The 15,364-nt window shown below is 70.9% G+C and carries 13 protein-coding genes; 8 read left to right on the top strand and 5 right to left on the bottom strand.

What is annotated here, in order from left to right; translation table 11 throughout:
- Window positions 1-148: 148 nt before the first annotated feature.
- Entirely contained in the window at window positions 149-1,486 is a 1,338-nt protein-coding gene (locus ABZT93_RS24760; RefSeq protein WP_356108186.1) for an FAD-dependent oxidoreductase, read from the top strand.
- Window positions 1,487-1,591: 105 nt separating this feature from the next.
- Window positions 1,592-2,980 (top strand): nucleobase:cation symporter-2 family protein, encoded by a 1,389-nt coding sequence (locus tag ABZT93_RS24755; protein ID WP_356108183.1) that lies wholly within the window; start codon window positions 1,592-1,594, stop codon window positions 2,978-2,980.
- On the opposite strand, the gene ABZT93_RS24750 is transcribed toward ABZT93_RS24755, so the two are convergent.
- Window positions 2,900-3,253 carry a helix-turn-helix transcriptional regulator gene (locus ABZT93_RS24750; RefSeq protein ID WP_356108180.1) on the bottom strand — a complete coding sequence of 118 codons (354 nt, stop codon included), beginning with the start codon at window positions 3,251-3,253 and terminating at the stop codon, window positions 2,900-2,902. The two genes, ABZT93_RS24755 and ABZT93_RS24750, sit on opposite strands and share 81 nt — an antisense overlap.
- Before the next feature lie 162 nt (window positions 3,254-3,415).
- On the opposite strand from ABZT93_RS24750, the gene ABZT93_RS24745 reads away from it, so the two are divergent.
- Window positions 3,416-4,495 carry an NADH:flavin oxidoreductase/NADH oxidase gene (locus ABZT93_RS24745; protein WP_356108178.1) on the top strand — a complete coding sequence of 360 codons (1,080 nt, stop codon included), beginning with the start codon at window positions 3,416-3,418 and terminating at the stop codon, window positions 4,493-4,495.
- 94 nt (window positions 4,496-4,589) lie between these two features.
- On the opposite strand, the gene ABZT93_RS24740 is transcribed toward ABZT93_RS24745, so the two are convergent.
- Window positions 4,590-5,882: a PHB depolymerase family esterase gene (locus ABZT93_RS24740; RefSeq protein ID WP_356108175.1), complete on the bottom strand. Its 1,293-nt coding sequence runs from the start codon at window positions 5,880-5,882 to the stop codon at window positions 4,590-4,592.
- A gap of 487 nt (window positions 5,883-6,369) precedes the next feature.
- On the opposite strand from ABZT93_RS24740, the gene ABZT93_RS24735 reads away from it, so the two are divergent.
- Both ABZT93_RS24735 and ABZT93_RS24730 read left to right on the top strand, forming a co-directional pair.
- Window positions 6,370-7,347 carry a polysaccharide lyase family 1 protein gene (locus ABZT93_RS24735; protein WP_356108173.1) on the top strand — a complete coding sequence of 326 codons (978 nt, stop codon included), beginning with the start codon at window positions 6,370-6,372 and terminating at the stop codon, window positions 7,345-7,347.
- Window positions 7,348-7,385: 38 nt separating this feature from the next.
- A complete protein-coding gene (locus ABZT93_RS24730; RefSeq protein ID WP_356108170.1) occupies window positions 7,386-8,189 on the top strand; it encodes a pectate lyase in 804 nt (267 codons plus the stop codon).
- Between the two features lie 64 nt (window positions 8,190-8,253).
- On the opposite strand, the gene ABZT93_RS24725 is transcribed toward ABZT93_RS24730, so the two are convergent.
- Window positions 8,254-9,012, bottom strand: coding sequence for a PaaX family transcriptional regulator C-terminal domain-containing protein (locus ABZT93_RS24725; protein WP_356108167.1), 759 nt, complete (start codon window positions 9,010-9,012; stop codon window positions 8,254-8,256).
- A gap of 72 nt (window positions 9,013-9,084) precedes the next feature.
- On the opposite strand from ABZT93_RS24725, the gene ABZT93_RS24720 reads away from it, so the two are divergent.
- Together ABZT93_RS24720 and ABZT93_RS24715 are read left to right on the top strand one after the other, a co-directional pair.
- Window positions 9,085-10,740: an acyl-CoA dehydrogenase family protein gene (locus ABZT93_RS24720; protein WP_356108164.1), complete on the top strand. Its 1,656-nt coding sequence runs from the start codon at window positions 9,085-9,087 to the stop codon at window positions 10,738-10,740.
- A 137-nt stretch (window positions 10,741-10,877) separates the two neighbouring features.
- Window positions 10,878-12,902, top strand: a complete 2,025-nt coding sequence (locus tag ABZT93_RS24715; protein WP_356108161.1) for a HEAT repeat domain-containing protein — start codon at window positions 10,878-10,880, stop codon at window positions 12,900-12,902.
- A gap of 80 nt (window positions 12,903-12,982) precedes the next feature.
- Here ABZT93_RS24715 and ABZT93_RS24710 read toward each other — a convergent pair whose 3' ends face one another.
- A complete protein-coding gene (locus tag ABZT93_RS24710) occupies window positions 12,983-13,570 on the bottom strand; it encodes a hypothetical protein (protein ID WP_356108159.1) in 588 nt (195 codons plus the stop codon).
- A gap of 228 nt (window positions 13,571-13,798) precedes the next feature.
- On the opposite strand from ABZT93_RS24710, the gene ABZT93_RS24705 reads away from it, so the two are divergent.
- Window positions 13,799-14,941 (top strand): exo-alpha-sialidase, encoded by a 1,143-nt coding sequence (locus ABZT93_RS24705; RefSeq protein WP_356108156.1) that lies wholly within the window; start codon window positions 13,799-13,801, stop codon window positions 14,939-14,941.
- Between the two features lie 28 nt (window positions 14,942-14,969).
- Here the strand turns inward: ABZT93_RS24705 and ABZT93_RS24700 are convergent.
- On the bottom strand, window positions 14,970-15,364 hold a 395-nt coding region (locus ABZT93_RS24700; RefSeq protein ID WP_356108153.1), incomplete at its 5' end, for a class II aldolase/adducin family protein.

Below are 15,364 nucleotides of genomic sequence, written 5' to 3'. Positions count from 1 at the left end.
ATGCTTCTAGCACGCACGCAACGTAACCGCATGATCACATTCCATAAGAACGGACACGCACGTCCGGGTGCCTCCGGCACTCTGTCGGAGCAGCACCGGCGGTGCGATCCTGGAGGTGTCAGCGACTCCTCTCGTAAGGAGTTCCGCCGTGCTGCGTGTCGCCGTTGTCGGCTCCGGGCCCAGCGGGTGCTACACCGCCCAGAGCCTCGTGCAGCAGGATCCCGGCGTGCTCGTCGACGTCCTGGACCGGCTGCCGTGCCCGTACGGCCTGGTGCGCTACGGGGTGGCACCGGACCACGAGAAGATCAAATCGCTCCAGAACAATCTGCGGACGATCCTGGAGCACGAGCGGGTGAGGTTCCTGGGCGGTGTCGCGATCGGCCCCGGCGGAGTGCCGACCGCGCGGCTGCGCGAGCTGTACCACGCCGTCGTGTACTGCGTGGGCGCCGCCACCGACCGGCATCTGGGGATCCCGGGCGAGGAACTGCCGGGCAGCTGGTCGGCGACGGAGTTCGTGTCCTGGTACAGCGCGCACCCCGACTCCACGGCCGACGGTTTCGTGGCCGGCGCCCGCTCGGCGGTGGTCATCGGTGTGGGCAACGTCGCCGTCGACGTGACACGGATGCTGGCGCGCGGGGTGACCGAGCTCAGCGCGACGGACATCCCGCATCCGGCGCTCACCGCGCTGGCCGCCAGCGGGGTGACGGAGGTGCACATGGTGGGGCGGCGGGGCCCTTCCCAGGCCCGCTTCACCACCAAGGAGCTGCGCGAGCTGGGTTCGCTTCCGGACACGGAAGTCGCCGTACACGCGGAGGAGTTGGCACTGGACCCGGCCTACCTCGACCCCGCTCCCCTGCCGGCACCGCAGCGCCGGAACGTGGAGGTGCTGCGCGGCTGGGCGGCCGGCCCGTCACGGCCGTCATCCCGCAGGATCTCGTTGCGGTTCTTCCTGCGTCCCGTCGAACTCCTCGCCGACGGCGGCCGCGTGGGTGCGGTGCGCTTCGAGAGAACGGTGCCGGACGGGCGCGGCGGTGTGCGCGGAACCGGTGAACTCCACGAGATCGAGGCCCAGTTGGTGTTGCGCTCGGTGGGCTATCTCGGAGTGCCGCTGGAGGGGCTGCCGTTCGACCCGGCGACCGGAACCGTGCCGCATCTCGCCGGGCGGGTGCTGCGTGAGGGCACGGTGTCGCCGGGCGAGTACGTGGCCGGCTGGATCAAGCGCGGTCCGACGGGTGTGATCGGCACGAACCGGCCATGCGCGAAGGAGACGGCGACGTCGCTGGTCGAGGACGCCGAGATTCTCGCACACAAGAACCTGCCCGGCGATCCGCTGGACGCGCTGCGGGCGCAGGGGCTCGACCCCGTCGAGTGGCCCGGGTGGCAGGCGATCGAGCGAGCCGAGGCCGCACTCGGCGCCTCCTTGGGCCGGGGCGTGGTGAAACTCCGCGACTGGCAGTCCCTTCTCGACGCCGCTCACGGAGCTTAGGGGCGCGGGCGACTGCGCTGCCGGCCAGAGGGGACCCGCACCGGGCAACGAACCGGCAACACACCCGAAATCAACAAACTGTTCAACACCCCTACGGTCTCGGACATGGCCCAAACCGCCCCTGTGCACCCCGTAGACGAAGTCCCCCCGGTACGGCAGCTCGCCGCCTTCGGCCTCCAACACGTCCTCGCGATGTACGCGGGCGCCGTGGCCGTTCCCCTGATCGTCGGCGGTGCGATGAAGCTGTCGCCCGCGGACCTGGCGTATCTGATCACGGCCGACCTGCTGGTGTGCGGCATCGCCACGCTCATCCAGTGCATCGGCTTCTGGCGCTTCGGCGTACGGCTTCCGATCATGCAGGGCTGCACCTTCGCGGCCGTGTCCCCGATGGTCCTGATCGGCACGACGGGCGGCGGGCTCCCGGCGATCTACGGCTCGGTCATCGTCGCGGGCCTCGCGATCATGCTGCTCGCACCGGTCTTCGGCAGGTTGCTGCGCTTCTTCCCGCCACTGGTCACGGGCACGGTGATCCTGATCATCGGCATCTCGCTGCTGCCGGTCGCGGGCAACTGGGCGGCGGGCGGGGCCGGATCCGCGGACTTCGGCGCGCCGAAGAACATCGCGCTGGCCGTGTTCGTACTGGCGGTGGTGCTCGGCGTGCAGCGCTTCGCACCGGCGTCCCTGAGCCGGATCGCGGTGCTGATCGGCATCGTGGTGGGTCTGGTGGTGGCCGTCCCCTTCGGGTTCACGGACTTCGGCGGGGTGGCGGACGCGGACTGGGTGGGGATCAGCACGCCGTTCCACTTCGGGGCGCCGACCTTCGAGTTCTCGGCGATCGTGTCGATGCTGGTCGTGGCGCTGGTGACGATGACGGAGACGACCGGTGACCTGATCGCGGTCGGCGAGATGACGGACCGCGGGGTCGAGCCGCGATCCCTCTCCGACGGCCTGCGCGCCGACGGCCTGTCGACCGTGCTCGGCGGCGTCTTCAACACCTTCCCCTACACGGCGTACGCGCAGAACGTCGGCCTCGTCGGCATGACCCGGGTCCGCAGCCGCTGGGTCGTCGCCACGGCGGGCGGCATCCTGGTGCTGCTGGGGCTGCTGCCCAAGCTGGGCGCTGTGGTCGCGGCGATCCCGGCGCCGGTCCTGGGCGGGGCGGGCCTGGTGATGTTCGGGACGGTCGCGGCAAGCGGCCTGAGGACCCTCACCCAGGTGGACTTCAAGGGCAACAACAACCTGACGGTGGTGGCCGTCTCGGTGGCCATGGGCGTGCTGCCGGTCGGCGTGCCGACGATCTACGGGAAGTTCCCCGACTGGTTCCAGACGGTGATGAACAGCGGCATCAGCGCGGGCTGTCTCACGGCGATCGTGCTGAACCTGCTCTTCAACCACCTGCCCGCGAAAGCCCGTTCAGCTACTCCCGAACCGGACGGCCTGGCGGTCGGCGGCGTCGAGGAGGGTGTCGAGAAGTCCCGGGAAGAGATCGTCTAGGTCGTCCCGGCGCAGGCCGTTCATCTTGGCCGTGCCCCGGTAGATCTGCCGGATCACCCCGCTCTCGCGCAGCACCCGGAAGTGGTGGGTGGTCGTCGACTTGGTGACGGGCAGGTCGAAGCGCGAACAGGAGAGCGCGTCGCCGGCCGCGGCGAGCTCTCGCACGATCCGCAGGCGCAGCGGGTCGGAGAGGGCGTGCAGGATGCCCTCCAGCCGGATCTCGCCGCGCTCCGGGTGCGGAAGGGCACGGATACTGACGGCGGGGGAGGTCACGACGGCTCCACTTCTGCAGGTGTCCCGGGGGCTCCGCGGACTCGGGGACCGGCCCTCGGGATCCCCATTGTACGAGACCTCTCGTAGTTTGACATCCGACGTACTACGGTGCCTATCGTACAAGTCGACCCCCCACCGGTCCCGTGACGAATGGAGTCCGCCGTGAGCGCGCTCTTCGAGCCCTTCACCCTTCGCGACGTGACGATCCCGAACCGGGTGTGGATGCCGCCGATGTGCCAGTACTCGGCCGCTCCGGACGGCCCCGAGGCCGGCGCCCCGAACGACTGGCACTTCGCGCACTACGCGGCTCGCGCGGCCGGCGGCACCGGCCTGATCATCGTCGAGGCCACCGGCGTCAGCCCCGAGGGCCGCACCTCCCCCAACGACCTCGGCATCTGGAACGACACCCAGGTCGAGGCGTTCCGCCGCATCACCCGTTTCCTGGCCTCCCAGGGCACGGTCCCGGGAATCCAGCTCGCGCACGCCGGCCGCAAGGCGTCGACCGACCAGCCATGGAAGGGCGGTGCGCCGCTCGCCCCGGAGGCGCGGGGCTGGCAGCCGCTGGGACCGAGCGCGGTGGCGTACAACGAGGACCACCCGGTGCCGACGGAACTGACGGCCGCCCACATCACCGAGGTGGTCGGCCAGTTCGCCGATGCGGCCCGTCGCGCCCTCGCCGCCGGTTTCGAAGTCGCCGAGATCCACGGCGCCCACGGCTACCTGATCGGCAACTTCCTCTCCCCGCACAGCAATCACCGCACCGACGAGTACGGCGGCTCGTACGAGAACCGCACCCGCTTCGCGCTGGAGGTCGTCGACGCGGTACGTGAGGTCTGGCCCGACGACAAGCCCCTCTTCTTCCGCATCTCGGCGACCGACTGGCTGGAGGAGGGCGGCTGGACCCCGGACGACACCGTCCGCTTCGCCCACGACCTGCGGGCGCACGGCATCGACCTCCTGGACGTCTCCACCGGTGGCAACGCGTCGGGCGTCCGCATCCCGGTCGGCCCCGGCTACCAGGTCCCCTTCGCCGCCCGCGTCAAGGCGGAGACCGCCCTGCCCGTCGCCGCGGTCGGCCTCATCACGGAGGCGGAACAGGCCGAGAAGATCCTCTCCAACGGCGAGGCGGACGCGGTGCTGCTGGGCCGCGAACTGCTGCGGAACCCGTCCTGGGCACGGCATGCGGCACGGGAGCTGGGCGGGGACGTGCATGTGCCGGAGCAGTACCACCGGTCGGTCTGACCCGCGGCGTCCGCTCCACCTGGCACGCCGTCCGGCGGGACGCCCGCGCACTGCGCCGGAACGTCCCGCCGGAGGACCGCGATGGCCGGTGCTCTCAACTCGTGGTACAGACGGTCCCGTTGAGCGTGAAGCCGCTCGGCGCCGCACTGTTCCCGGTGTGGTTCGCCTGATAGCCGATGCTGACGCTCGCGTTCGGCGCGATCGTGGCGTTGTACGTCGCGTTCGTCGCCGTCACCGCGCCGGAGGCCGGGGTGTACGTGGCGCCCCAGCCGTTGGTGACGGTCTGGCCGGCGGGGAGGGTGAAGGCCAGTTTCCAGCCGTCGATCACGGTCGTGCCGGTGTTGGTGACCGTCAACGATGCCGTCAGGCCGGTGCTCCAGGCGTTCGTCGTCGCCGTCACCTTGCAGGCGCCCGGCTGGGGCTGGGGCGCCGGACCCGAGCTGTCGAGGCCGAAGAAGGTGAGGGCACGGGCGGCCATGCCGGAGGCGTAGAGGTTGTGGCCCACGCCCTGGAGGCTGATCGCCTCGACGGGGGCCCGGTCACCGGTGGCGCCGTAGCGGGTGCGGGTCCAGCCCGGGACGGGCGCGTCCGTGGCGGCCGGCGTCTGGCTCACACCGAGGACGTTCGTCCACTCCTTGATCTCCTCACCGAAGTTCGGGTAGCGCAGCACGTCGTCCTCGGTGCCGTGCCACACCTGCATACGCGGCCGGGTGCCGGTGTAGCCGGGATAAGCGGCGCGCACCAGGTCGCCCCACTGCTGCGGGGTGTGGGTGATGGTGCCGCCCGCGCAGGCGCTGTTCCACTCGGAGCCGTCCGTCGTCGCGAAGCAGCCGAACGGGACGCCGGAGAAGGCCGCGCCCGCGGCGAACACGTCCGGGTAGTCGCCGAGCAAAACGTTCGTCATCATCGCGCCGGATGAGATGCCCGTGGCGTAGATCCTGCCGGTGTCGGCGGAGTAGGTCCTCACCGTCCAGTCGATCATCGACTTGATGCCGACGGGGTCGCTGCCGCCGTCCCGTTTCAGCGCCTGCGGCGAGGACACGTCGAAACACTTGCTGGAGCGGGTGACCGAGGGGTAGATCACCACGAAGCCGTAGGTGTCGGCCAGTCGGGCCCACTCGGTGCCGTTGTACATGGCCGGTCCCGAGCCGGTGCAGTAGTGCACGGCCACGACGACCGCCGGGTGTGCGGTCACGTTGTCCGGCACGTACAGGTACATCTGGAGATTGCTGGGATTCGAACCGAATCCGGTGATCTCGGTGAGGGTCGCCGTGGGGGCGGCCTCCGTGCGGGCGGCTGCGGTCGGGGCGGCCACGAGCGCCGCCGCGAGTAACGACAGCAGGGCCAGCAGCACCGAACGCAGTGGTCTCCTGGGGGTGGTGGACACGTCCTTGCCCCTCTCTTCTAGAAGGATCAGCAGGATGGGTCGGACTGGCCTGGGTCGACAGCGCGGTGCCACGAGAGTGTCCGGCAGCGGGTCGCCCCGGCCCCCACGGCCGCGGTTCGGGGCGAGCGTCGTGAGTCCCGGGGCGGCCAGGTGAGCACGGGGCTGTCACCGAACGTATCTCTCGGAAGGGAAGCGTCCGGCGAGCATCGTGGCATGCACATGGCCGCCATGGAAGCGCTCCCACACCTCGAAAGTATTCGCTCGCAGCCATCGCCACCTCCCCACCTGGGTGGCCGAATGTCTTCTGCGCAAAGCGTTGACCAGAAAGCGCTTACCCTCTACCTTCCGTTCAGCAGTGTGAACCACCCCTGCGGCGCATGGGTCCCCATAACCCTGCCGCACAGCACCCATAGTTCAACATGGCGAACAATCTTCACGTACATGTCCGGACTGGCACCACGCAGCCCCCACGAAGGGACGCACCCGCATGCGTACTCGCCCCCCACGTACACACGCGCAAAGATCCGCTCTGGCCGCCGGTGCGGCCGCGCTCGCGACGGCGGCCGCCCTGGCCGTCCCGCAGCCGGCCGGGGCCGCCGAGACCTCCCCCATCGGTTTCGGCGCCGGAACCACCGGCGGAGGCAGCGCTTCCGCGGTCACCGTCTCCACACTGAGCGCCTTCAAGACGGCCGTCACCGGCAGTACGGCGAAGGTCGTCAAGGTCAACGGCCTGATCTCGCTGAGCGGCACGGTCGACGTCGGCTCCAACACCACAGTGCTGGGCGTCGGTTCGTCGTCCGGGTTCACCGGCGGCGGGCTGCGACTGAAGAAGGTCACCAACGTCGTGGTCCGCAACCTGAACATCAGCAAGCCCCTCGCGCCCGCCGACGGCATCGAGGTGCAGGCCTCGACGAAGGTGTGGATCGACCACAACTCCTTCTCGGCGGACCGCGATCACGACAAGGACTACTACGACGGGCTGCTGGACATCAACCACGGCTCGGACAACGTCACCGTGTCCTGGAACACCTTCAAGGACCACTTCAAGGGCTCTCTCGTCGGCCACAGCGACAACAACGCGAGCCAGGACACCGGCCATCTGAAGGTGACGTACCACCACAACTGGTTCAACAACGTCAACTCGCGCATCCCCAGTCTGCGCTTCGGTACCGGGCACTTCTACGACAACTACGTCGTCGGCGCCGAGACCGCCGTGCATTCGCGCATGGGCGCCCAGATGCTCGTGGAGAACAACGTCTTCCGGAGCACCGAAGTCGCTGTCACCACCAACCGGAACAGTGACGTGGACGGATACGCCAACCTGCGCGGCAACGACCTCGGCGGAGCCGCCACCGAGGTCTCCCAGGTCGGCACGTTCACCACCGCTCCGTACAGCTACACCGCCGAGCCCGCCTCCTCCGTCGTCGCCTCGGTGACCGGCGGCGCGGGCGCCGGAAAGATCTGACCACCCCCAACCCCCGACAAGGAAGAAGGATTCGGGACATGACTTCTTCGGCACGCCCACGCGCGCGTATCCGCGCACTGACCGGCGCCACGGCCGCCCTCGGCCTCTCGGTTGGCATGATCATGACACTCAACGCACCGGTTGCGAGCGCGGCCACCTGGCCGACCGCCAACGGCAGCCAGGCGGTCTCCTCGACCATCGAGCTGTCCGGCACCAAGGACTACGGGATGAAGCGCCTGTACGGCACGGGCGACCTGGGCAGCGACAGCCAGGACGAGGACCAGGGGCCCATCCTGAACCTGGCCGCCGGCACCGTCCTGAAGAACGTCATCATCGGCGCCCCCGCGGCCGACGGCATCCACTGCGCGGGCAGCTGCACGCTGCAGAACGTGTGGTGGGAGGACGTCGGCGAGGACGCGGCGACCTTCCGCGGCTCCTCGTCGTCGAACGTGTACACCGTCTCCGGCGGTGGCGCGCGGTCGGCCAGCGACAAGGTGTTCCAGTTCAACGGCGCCGGCACGCTCAATGTCTCGAACTTCGCGGTGCAGAACTTCGGCACCTTCGTCCGCTCCTGCGGCAACTGCTCGACGCAGTACAAGCGGACGATCAACCTCAACACCATCGAGGCGACCTACTCGGGCAACAAGCTCGTCGGCATCAACACCAACTACGGCGACAGCGCCACCCTGAAGAAGATCACGATCGTCGGGGACTCCGGCAAGAAGATCGTCCCGTGCCAGAAGTACATCGGGAACAACACGGGCAAGGAGCCGACCACCAACGGTTCCGGACCTGACAGTACTTACTGCAAGTACGCCACCTCCGACATCACCTACAGGTAGCCGCTCGGCAGGTGAAGGCGGCCGTACGAAGCGTCCCCGCACGGCGCTTCGCACGGCCGCCGTGTCATGTGCGGGCCCGGTCCTGCGGGACGGTGTCCGCGAGCTCGCCCTGGTAGGCCGCGTACGCGGAGCGTAGTTCGACGCCCGGCCAGTCGGGCGGCAGGAGCTCGGGCGGCAGCACCGGGTCGGTCAGCAGTTGGCGTACGACCGCCGCGAAACCGGTGAGCCGGTCCGCGGGCCGGTCAGCGCGGGAGACATGCGCGAGCAGCGCCCGGGAGTCGGCCGCCCAGCGGTCCAGGGGCCACAGGGCGGCGGCCAGCTCGGGGCCGGAACCCGCGGGACGGGCCGCGTAGTGCTGGGCGACCCCGTCGAGGTCGTCCGGGAGCGGCCGGAGCAGGTTGGCCGGGCGCAGCCAGACGCCTTCGCGCAGTTCGGCGAGCCGGAGGGCGGTCAGCCGTGCGCGCAGTTCGGCACGTTCGGCCGGGTTGCGGCCCGTCGCAGTGATCACGACCATCTCCCAGTCGCCGCTCCACGCGCGCGTGCGGGGGTGCACGGAATCGTCCTGGCGGCGCTGACGGGCGAGCAGCCGGTCGCTGAGGCCGTAGACGGTGTCGGCGCGCCGCAGGTCACCGGCGCTCACCATCCGGCTGAGCGCGGCACGCAGCGTGGAGCCGCCGACCCCGAACGGCTCCACCGCGCGGACCAGGTCCTTCACCGGCATCTGGGGTGGATGCGCGCCGAGCAACAGGCTCAGCACGACCGACCGGGCGGACAGTGGCCGCAGGTCGACCTCACCGGGCTGCTCCGACACGTTCCTGCGCATGGTCACGTACTGTACGACCCCCTTCCTATTGCACTATTGCTACGATCGAAGGCGAAGTGCAACATTGATTCCATGGACTCCCTCGGCGCGCCCGAACAGACCGCCACCCACGCCGTCACCAACCAGCCCCCTCCCCTGGTGCCGTACGACGCCTCCGACGACCCCGCCCTGCTGGAAGGGTTGCGCCGCGAGGGCGCCGACTGGGCCGAGGAGAGCCTGCGGCGGCTCGGTCTGCGGGCCGGCAGTGCCGAGGCCCAGGAGTGGGCGGATCAGGCCAATCGGCACGAGCCGGTGCTGCGCACGCACGACCGGTACGGCAACCGGGTCGACGAGGTGGACTTCCACCCGAGCTGGCATCACCTGATGCGGACCGCCGTGGCCGAGGGCCTGGCCGGCACACCGTGGGCGGAGGACCGTACCGGCGCCCATGTCGCGCGCACGGCGGGCGGCCTGGTGTGGGGACACACGGACGCGGGGCACGGCTGCCCCACGTCGATGACGTACGCGGCGATCCCGGCGCTGCGCAGGGAGCCGGAGCTGGCGAAGGTCTACGAACCCCTGCTGACCGGCCGGGAGTACAAGCCGGAGCTCAGGGTGCCCACCGAGAAGCGGGGCCTGCTCGCGGGCATGGGGATGACCGAGAAGCAGGGCGGCTCCGACGTCCGGACGAACACCACGACGGCCACGCCCACCACGGAGTCCGGGGTGTACACGCTGCGCGGGCACAAGTGGTTCACGTCGGCGCCGATGTGCGATGTGTTCCTGGTGCTGGCGCAGGCACCCGGCGGGCTGTCGTGCTTCCTGGTGCCTCGGATCCTGCCGGACGGCAGCCGCAACACCTTCCGCATCCAGCGCCTCAAGGACAAGCTCGGCAACCGGTCGAACGCCTCCTCCGAGCCCGAGTTCGACGCGACCGTGGCCTGGCTGGTCGGGCCCGAGGGACAGGGCGTCAAGACGATCATCGAGATGGTCAACTGCACCAGGCTGGACTGCGTGATGATGTCGGCGACCCTGATGCGCAGGACGCTCGTCGAGGCCGGTCACCATGCCCGGCACCGCAGTGCGTTCGGCGCCCGGCTGATCGACCAGCCGCTGATGCGCAACGTCCTGGCCGACCTGGCGCTGGAGTCCGAGGCCGCCACCACCCTCACGCTACGGCTGGCGGGCGCCGCCGACCGGGCCGTGCGCGGGGACACCGGCGAGCAGGCGTTCCGCCGTATCGCCACCGCGGTCGGCAAGTACTGGGTCACCAAGCGGGGTCCGGCCTTCACGGCGGAAGCCCTGGAGTGCCTCGGCGGCAACGGCTACGTGGAGGACTCGGGCATGCCCCGGCACTACCGCGAGGCTCCCCTGCTGTCGATCTGGGAGGGCTCCGGGAACGTCAACGCCCTCGACGTCCTGCGGGCGTTGCGCCGTGAGCCGGACACCGCTCAGGCGCTGTTCGGCGAACTCGCCCTGGCGCAGGGGGCGGACACCCGCCTGGACAGGGCCGTCGCCCGCCTCGAGGACCTGCTGGCCACCGCGTCCGAGGCGAGTGCCCGTCGGCTGGTGGAGCACATGGCCCTGACACTCCAGGCCTCGCTCCTGGTCCGGCACGCCCCGCCCGCGGTCGCCGACGCGTTCTGCGCGACCAGGCTCGACGGCGACTGGGGGCACGCCTTCGGCACGCTGCCCGACGCCGCGGACGTGGACGCCATCCTCGGGAGGGCAATGCCCGGCGCCGACTGAGGCCGGTCCCGGGCCACCTGGCGAGAACCGGACCACCTCCCTGTCCGGATCGCTCACAGTCACACGCTGATTCCGCTTCGTTGTCGGCCCCGTGGTGCAGACTCCGGTCAGTTGGTACTTCGCCTGGGGAGGACAACGTGTTCACGGGGATCGACGAGGTCGACTGGGCCTCGCTGCGGCATGGGTACGGCAGTGCTGAGGACGTGCCCGGACTGCTGCGGGGGCTCGCCTCCGCGGACCCGGTCGAGCGGGAGACGGCTCTCGACGGGATGTACGGCGCCGTGCACCACCAGGGAGACGTGTACGACTCGACGCTGGCCTGCGTTCCGTTTCTGCTCGCGCTCGTGGCGAGCGGGGAGGTCGCGGACAGGGCCGGCATCGTCGAACTCCTCGTCAGCATCGGGGCGAAGAGTGCGAGCCCGGAAGACGGCGTCGAGGGCGAACCACGCACGCTGGCCGGGGGCGAGATCCGCGTCGGCGCCGAGGTCTTCGTCCGGCTGGCCGGGGACGCCGACCCCTCCGTCCGCCGGGCCGCGCCGGAGGCCCTTGTGCGGTTCCTGGACGAACCGGTCCGCGTGCTCGGCCTGTTGCGGGAGCGCTGCGCGTTGGAGCGGGACGACCGGGTCCTGCACGCCCTCACCGAGAGCCTGGGCCTCTTCGTACGGCGGCATCCCGGGCACGCGGCCGGGGCGCTGGAGCTGCTGACGGCACAGTGCACCGCGCCCCGCGACCCCGGGCTGCGCCTCGCCGCCCTCGGCCAGCTCGCCGACTGCGCCCCCGACCGGCTCCCGCCCGACCTGGTGAGGGTCGCCGTCGGACTGCTCAGAGAGCGGTCCGCGCGGCGTTCCACCAGACGCCGGGGCGTCGACTGCCCCCACTCCGACACCCTTGCGAGCCGGATACGACGGCTGCGGCCCTCGGACGAGGAGGGCTCGCAGTTGCTGCGGACCCTGCACCGAGGGCTCGGCGACCGGCTCGACGAGCGCACCGCCCTTCTGCACGGGCAGTTGACCAGCCCGGACGCCGTGGACCGGTGCAACGCCGTGTGGATGGCGGCGGCGCTGTTCCGGGAGTGGCGCGCCGACTGGGCCGAGCCCGTCGCCTTGATCGGCGCTCAACTGGCGTCCGAGGAGGGCAGGTTGCGCGATGCCGCGGTGTCCGTCCTGGAGGACCTGTTCGGCTTGGCCGCGCCCGCCGCCGACGCCCTGGCCGCCCTGGTCACCTCCCGGCCCGACCTGTGGGTACGGCGCCGGGAGCGCGGGGCGCCGACACTGGGCGGCCCACTCAAGGCCCTGGCCAGGAGCGGGGATTCGCGGGCGACGCCGGCGCTGGCCGAGGTGCTGGCCGGTCCGGTCGTCCCCGACGATCTGGGCCATGTGATCGGCCACCTGGGCCCTGAGGCGGCGGCCCCGCTCGCGCCCGCGCTGCGTCGACGGCTGAGCGAGGTCTCGCCGGACTCCGCCGGGAGTTTCGAACGGGCCGTGCCGCTGCTGTCGGCGCTCACCGCGCTGGGCGACGCGGAGGCCGTACCGGAGGTGCTGCGGCTTCTGCGGGGTCTTCCGGTGCGGCTGCGATTACCGGACGCCGTGGTGGAGGCGGCTGTTCGCGCTCTGGAGGCGTTCGGGAACGCGGCGCCCTCCCTGGTCGTACCCGTGCTGCGCGAGCTGCTGGAGACGGAGTACGCGGCGGTCGCCGCGGGGGCGCTGTGGTCCGTGGAGGGGGACGCGTCGGCCGTACTGCCAGTGTTGACCGGCGAGTTGGCGGACGGCAGGCCGCGACGACGAGCCGCCACAGAGGCACTGGCGCGACTCGGGCCGAAGGCCGGTGCGGCGCTGCCGGGGTTGCGTCGGATGGTCCTGACGGAGGATCTGTGGCAGCGGGTGACCGCCGCGTGTGCGGTGTGGCGGATCTCCGGCGACGGGGAGCTCGCCGCGCCGGTCCTGCGGGCGGCCTGGGCGGACAATCCACACACCCGGCGGACCATCACCGCCTGCCTCGCCGCCCTGGGTCACGCCGGAGAGCCACTCCACGACCTTCTTCGTGCGGAACTGACGGCCCGGCGACGGCATCTGGCGTCACCGTCCACCGGGTACGACAGCCATGACGTGCTGGATGACGAGCGGTTGGTGCGGGCTTGCGCAGAGGTGCTGGCGGCCGGGTAGGGAGCACGAGGAGCGATCCCGGGTGCGGTTCGCGAGGTGCCGCTCGTGTACCGCACACCGGGCCGCCGACACCGTCGGCACTACCTCCCGTCCGCCCGCCTCCCGCCCCACAACGGTCCGAAGTGCGCCCAGTCCGTGTCCCACTGGTCGAGGCGGCGGCGTTCCATACGGCCGCGGAGGACCCGGCCACCGACGAAGGGGACGGCCGCGGTGCTGAGACCGACCAGGACGCCGATCATCGCGGCACGGATCCGGGCCTGACCCTCGGTGGCGGGCTGGGTCATGAGGCGGCCCTGAGCGTCGGTCCAGACGGTGACCGGGGTGCCCTGGGTGCTGCCGGGATCGACGCGTACCTGGCCCTTGTGGGCCGAGCCGTCGGCCCCGGTCCAGGCCACCTCGCCCCACACCCGTTCACCGCTCGACGTGCCCGGGTCGGCCGTGCCGGGCGCCTGGTCGGCGAGACGGGCCACGACGGGCCGCCACTCGACGCGCTCCAGCGCCAGCTGGTGCTCGACCGCCCGGCTCACCCCCAGACCGGCGAACACCCCGGCCACCACCGTGAGCAGCCAGGCACCGAGCACGACCCACGCCTCGACGGCGTCCGCACGGCGTCTGAGGGGATTGCGCCGCCAGCGCCACAGCCAGACCTTGGGACCACGGAACGCCATCGAAGGCATCCTCCTCATGAGCGACGGGCGCACGAACATGCCGGACCGACCTCCCATACGGGAGAGCCCCCCTCGATGCTCACGGCTCGCGACGAGTTCTCCGTCACGACGGTCCCACCGGCCGCCCGCCGCCGCGGGCATCTTGCCGAAAGGCGCCCGCCAATCGCCTCAGCCGGTTACCATCCCCGCCCTGACCTGCGATGAAGCCCTTTCCAGAGGTGACTGTCAGTGGTGGGGTGCAGACTGGCCGGTGTCTGGGACAAAGACGTCACGGAGGTGATCGGTATGGCTGAGAAGCTGCTTGCCGTGGGGACCCGCAAGGGCCTGTTCATCGGGCGCGAGCGAGGCGGCACCTGGCAGTTCGACGAGAGCCCGTATTTCAACGCGCAGGCCGTGTACTCGGTCGCGATCGACACCCGGGCCGAGCGCCCGCGGCTGCTGGTCGGCGGGGACAGCGCGCACTGGGGTCCTTCGGTGTTCCACTCCGACGACCTGGGCCGCACCTGGACGGAGCCGGCCCAGCCCGCCGTGAAGTTCCCGAAGGACACCGGCGCCTCCCTGGAGCGGGTCTGGCAGCTGCACCCGGCGGCGGCCGAGCCGGACGTGGTGTACGCGGGCACGGAACCGGCCGCGTTGTACCGCTCCGAGGACCGCGGGGAGAGTTTCGAGCTGGTCCGGCCGCTGTGGGAGCATCCGACCCGTTCGAAATGGGTGCCGGGCGGCGGCGGTGAGGGTCTGCACACCGTCCTGACCGATCGGCGGGACCCGCGTGCGGTGACGGTGGCCGTCTCCACGGCCGGGGTCTTCCGCACCAAGGACGGCGGCGCGAGCTGGGAGCCGTCCAATTCCGGTGTCTCCGCGGTGTTCCTGCCCGACCCGAACCCGGAGTTCGGCCAGTGCGTGCACAAGGCCGCCCGGGACGCGGCCGATCCCGACCGGCTGTACCTCCAGAACCACTGGGGTGTGTACAGAAGCGACGACGCGGGCGCGCACTGGACGGACATCGGCGAGGGGCTGCCGTCGACCTTCGGCTTCGCGGCGGCCGCCCATCCCCACCGCGGTGAGACGGCGTACGTCTTCCCGATCAACGCCGACGCGGACCGCGTCCCGGCCGGTCACCGATGCCGGGTCTTCCGCACGGCGGACGCGGGCAGGAGCTGGGAACCGCTCACCGCGGGTCTGCCGCAGGACGACCACTACGGCACGGTGCTGCGGGACGCGATGTGCACGGACGACGCGGACCCGGCCGGCGTCTACTTCGGCAACCGCAACGGCGAGGTGTACGCGTCGGCCGACGACGGCGACAGCTGGCGGCAGTTGGCCTCGCATCTGCCGGACGTGCTGTGCGTGCGGGCGGCGGTGATCGGGTGATCCCGACGGAGCCGCCCTGTGCTCCCGGTCACGGTTGTGGGAGTACTGCTTCCGGGTTGCCGTAGTAGGCGTGGGGTCCGTGTTTGCGGGTGTAGTGGCGTTCCAGGAGGTGGGCGGGTGGGGGTGCGGTGGGGTTGAGGGACAGGGTGTGCAGGGCGATGTCGGCGACGGCCTCGCAGATGATCGCGTGGTTCAGGGAGGTGCGGGCGGTGCTGCCCCAGGTGAAGGGGCCGTGGCCCGCCACGAGGGCGGCGGGGACCTCGGCGGCCCGCTGGTCGTCTCTGTCCAGCAGGTCGACGATGACGGCACCGGTGTTGTACTCGTAGTCCTTGGCGCACTCCGGTGCGGTGAGGTCGCGGGTGATGGGGATGGGTCCGTTGAAGGTGTCGGCGTGGGTGGTGCCCAGGACGGGGATGTCGCGGC

This window comes from Streptomyces sp. NPDC005303 (assembly GCF_040607335.1).
Taxonomy (GTDB): Bacteria; Actinomycetota; Actinomycetes; order Streptomycetales; family Streptomycetaceae; genus Streptomyces.
Note: the sequence above shows the minus strand (reverse complement) of the source record. Positions and strands in the feature narration are given on the sequence as shown.